This window comes from Intrasporangium sp. (assembly GCF_030452765.1).
GTDB lineage: Bacteria > Actinomycetota > Actinomycetes > Actinomycetales > Dermatophilaceae > Intrasporangium_A.
Map to the genome: position 1 here is coordinate 1 of NZ_JAKDLO010000289.1, position 3,448 is coordinate 3,448.

5 protein-coding genes are annotated in these 3,448 nt (G+C 72.1%); 2 read left to right on the top strand and 3 right to left on the bottom strand.

The annotated features are described in order from the left end of the window. Together L0H79_RS21450 and L0H79_RS21455 are read right to left on the bottom strand one after the other, a co-directional pair. Positions 1 to 1,757 (bottom strand): putative transposase (locus L0H79_RS21450; protein WP_367652512.1); only part of this gene is annotated, 1,757 nt, incomplete at its 3' end. Between the two features lie 183 nt (positions 1,758 to 1,940). Beyond that, positions 1,941 to 2,192 (bottom strand): CopG family transcriptional regulator, encoded by a 252-nt coding sequence (locus L0H79_RS21455; protein WP_301486756.1) that lies wholly within the window; start codon positions 2,190 to 2,192, stop codon positions 1,941 to 1,943. Between the two features lie 114 nt (positions 2,193 to 2,306). Between L0H79_RS21455 and L0H79_RS21460 the strand changes: the two genes are divergently transcribed. Together L0H79_RS21460 and L0H79_RS21465 are read left to right on the top strand one after the other, a co-directional pair. Further along, the gene (locus tag L0H79_RS21460; RefSeq protein WP_301486757.1) at positions 2,307 to 2,528 is read left to right on the top strand and encodes a hypothetical protein; all 222 of its coding nucleotides are present in this window, start codon (positions 2,307 to 2,309) and stop codon (positions 2,526 to 2,528) included. Next, complete coding sequence (locus L0H79_RS21465; protein ID WP_301486759.1) at positions 2,525 to 2,908, top strand: type II toxin-antitoxin system VapC family toxin; 384 nt, start codon at positions 2,525 to 2,527, stop codon at positions 2,906 to 2,908. The genes L0H79_RS21460 and L0H79_RS21465 overlap by 4 nt, the downstream gene beginning before the upstream one ends. 71 nt (positions 2,909 to 2,979) lie before the next feature. Here the strand turns inward: L0H79_RS21465 and L0H79_RS21470 are convergent, their stop codons facing one another. Next, positions 2,980 to 3,297 carry a cupin domain-containing protein gene (locus tag L0H79_RS21470; RefSeq protein WP_301486761.1) on the bottom strand — a complete coding sequence of 106 codons (318 nt, stop codon included), beginning with the start codon at positions 3,295 to 3,297 and terminating at the stop codon, positions 2,980 to 2,982. Positions 3,298 to 3,448: the final 151 nt, after the last annotated feature.

A 3,448-nucleotide genomic window follows, 5' to 3' on the forward strand; every position in this document is an offset into this window, starting at 1 on the left:
TCCTGGGCCTCATCCTCGGTGATGGCCTCGGCGCCGGCCGTGTCCTGGGCCTCATTCTCGGTGATGGCCTCGGCGGTGTGGTCGTCGCTGCCGGTCGAGGCCGGGCTGGCGGGCTTGGCGGGCTTGGGCTTGGCCAGGGCAAGCTGGACGGTGGTGTCCGCGGCCCGCCACTCGTGTTTGCGGCCGGTCTCGTCGGTGAAGGCCAGGTTCGTGAACCGGCCGGAGGGAATGTCCTTGGTGGCGCCCTTGCGCCAGGTCAGCACGTCGAACCCGTGGCCGTGCAGATGCTTGAACAGGGCCGGGGACCAGCCGCCGCGGTCGAACCCGACCAGCACCCGCCGGTCGTCGCCGACCGCGGCCCGCAACGCCGGGACCAGCCGGCGCAGCTCGCCGGCGAGGGAGGCGCCGGGCTGCGCCATCACGACCAGGACCGGGTCGCCGTGCGCGTCGTTGACCCAGGTCTCCAGGGTGGCCGGGGCGGGGAACTTCATCCGGGACAGGTGGGCCTTGGCGATCTTCCGGCCGCCCTGGTAGGCGCGGGTGTGCCCGTCCACGTACAGCACCATCCCCACCTCGGCCGGCCCGTCAGGATTGTCCGGGTCGTCCGGGCCCGGCGCGTCCGTGCCGGCATCGGCGTCGGCGCCCGTGCCGGTGCTGCCGGTGGTGGTGGTGGTGGTGGTGCGGGCCAGGTGGGTCGCGGCCATCGCCGCGAGCAACCGGTCGGTCTTGCCGGTGCCGGCCAGCAGGGCCAGCTTGCGGCGGATGGTCTTGACCTCCGGGGCCCGGTCCAGCCCGAGGATCCGACCGAACGCGACCGGGTCCAGGCGGGTGGCGCCCTCGGCGCGGGGCTCCCCGGCCAGGGTGCGCAGCACCGCCTCGACCAGCACGGTGTCCAGGCCGTAGAACCCGTTCGGCAACGCCCCGAACACGTTCCGGGCGCACGAGAGCAGCCCGGTCGCGGCCAGGCCCGGCAGCGCGAGCATGAGCCCGGCCAGCGGGACCCGGGCCGCGGGCGCGAACACCGGTCCGGCCTGGCCCAGCAGCCCGAACCGGGCCAACGCCCGCTCACCCGAGCGGTCCACCGCAGGCGGCAACACCGGCAACGGCGGCGCCGGCCGGACATCCTCGGGCTCGTCATCGAGGCCGTGCTCCGCAACCACGGCGTCCGGGCCGACGTCGTCCGGGGTGACGCCGTCCGGGCCCGAGGTGCCCGGGGCGACATCGTCCGGGCTCGAGGTGCCCGGGGCGACATCGTCCGGCGTGACGGTGTCCGGGGCCGGGGCGTCCGGGGTGACGTCGTCCGGCGTCGCGGTGGCCAGGGCGCGGCGGACGCTGGTCTCGGAGACCCCGACCTGCTCCGCGATCGCCCGGTGGCTCTTGCCGTCGGCGCGCAATGCCTGGATCCGGGCGATGACCGGTGCGGTGAGCCGGTGCGGGCCCTTCGGGCCGCGTTTGTCCGAGGCCAGCGCGGTCACCCCGTCGCTGGTCAGGTTCTGGCCCCACCGCCACACGGTGCCCGGGCCGACCCCGAACCCGGCCGCGATCTGCGCGACCGGGGCGGCCCCCAGCCGGGCCAGCTGGACCGCGGACCAGCGGCGCAGCGCGTCCTCGCCGGGCGCCCAGGCGTAGACCAGGTTCCCGTGCAGGAAGACCCGGCCGCCGTCCGCGTCCTCGATCAGCGCGGCCGCGTCGCCCAGGGGTGTCGCGGCCGGTTCGATGGCGATTGGCAGGGGCCGTTGGGCCGTCATGACGCTCATCGTTCCACCCTCACCGATTGCCGATATATCTCGCATTAATTCTAGCGGCTATCGGGTGCAGCAGACGGGAGCGACACGGCGAAGATGCAGGTCACACGGCTATCGGCCGCAGTCCACCACGCCCTATGTCAGGAGTCCTGACCCCACGCAGATGCGCGATGAGTACATCGCTGTCGAGGAGGATCACCGGCGACGAATGCTGTCCAGGTGTGCCGCGCGCCGGTCCGGCCCGCGCCGCACGGTAGGTGCATCGACAAGCGCACCGAACGAGGACTCGATGGCGGCGAGGTCGGTGTCGAGCTCGCTGGGCTCGGTGGCGAGGCTCCGGTCGATCAGGCGGCGCACGACCTCGGCCCGCGAGACACCCTCGGCCCGAGCGAGCTGGTCCAAGGCGGTCGTCTGCCGTTCGTCAAGATACAGGTTCGTGCGCTGCATACATCACAACATACATCAGGCTTGGTTGATGACGCCGCCCGGAGGTTGATCCGCCGGTGTCGAATCACATGAATTACGAGCAGACATGCCAACAGGGTGCTAGCATCGTGCGACATGAGGACGCTGTACCTGCGAAATGTCCCGGACGAGGTCGTGCGACGGCTGGAGCTGCTCGCGCAACGCGACGCAACCTCTGTCGGGGCCGTCGCAGTGCGTGAGCTCTCCGAGGTCTCGAGGCGTGCGGACAACCCCGCACTGCTGGGCGCCCTGCCCGACCTGGACATCGACACGACCACCATCGTCGACGACCTGGATCAGGGACGCGCGGCCCAGTGATCGTCCTCCACGCCTCGGCAGCTCTGGCCGCACTCTTCAACAACGGGCCGGCACGGCAGGCCCTGAGCTTCGAGCAGCTCCACGCGCCGCACCTGGTCGACTCCGAGATCGCAAGCGGGCTGCGACGCCGCGTCGCCTCAGGCCAGCTCGACGAGCATCAGGGGCTGGCCGCCTTGAACGTCTGGCGGCACCTTGCGGTGACCCGCTACGCAGTCCACACGCTGCTCGACCGGGTGTGGGAGCTGCGCCAGAACACTTCCGCCTACGACGCGGGGTACATCGCGCTGGCAGAGGCGCTGAACTGCGGGCTCGTCACCGCCGACGCGCGGTTGAGTCGCGTCAGCGGGCTCCGTTGCCCGATCACCCTCGTTCCCCGATAGCCGGTTCCGGTCGACGTCCGCGTCGCGATGACGAGCGTCACGCCTGAGGCCTCGTCCGATGTTGCGCGGGATCAGGCCGAGGTGGCCGGGCCCTCGACGTTGATCGTCGGCGGGCCCGAGCCGCAGCGCACGATGACGGCCCGCGACGCCTCGTCGCCCGGGTTGGACTCTCGGTGGATGGCCCCGGCGGGCACCCGCAGGAAGTCGCCGGGTCCGGCCTCGACGACGCTGCGGCCACCCGGCCCGGACTCGAGCCGCATCCGGCCCGCCACGATGTAGAGCGTCGTGTCGTGCTCACCGTGGTGGTGCCAGCCGGACACCGCCCCGGCGTCGGTGTCGACCGTGCCGGACCACATCGTCTCGGTGTGCAGCGCGACCTGTCGGCTCATCCCGGGGGTCGGGTCACCGGGTTGGAGCTCGTCGGCACCGACGCGGGATCAGGGGAGGGCCGGGTCGTGCCTGGTCATGGAGTCGACCTCCGATCTGCCGGTGGCACAAGCCTCTTGGCGTATGCCGCCGGGCGAGCTTCCAGCCTACGCG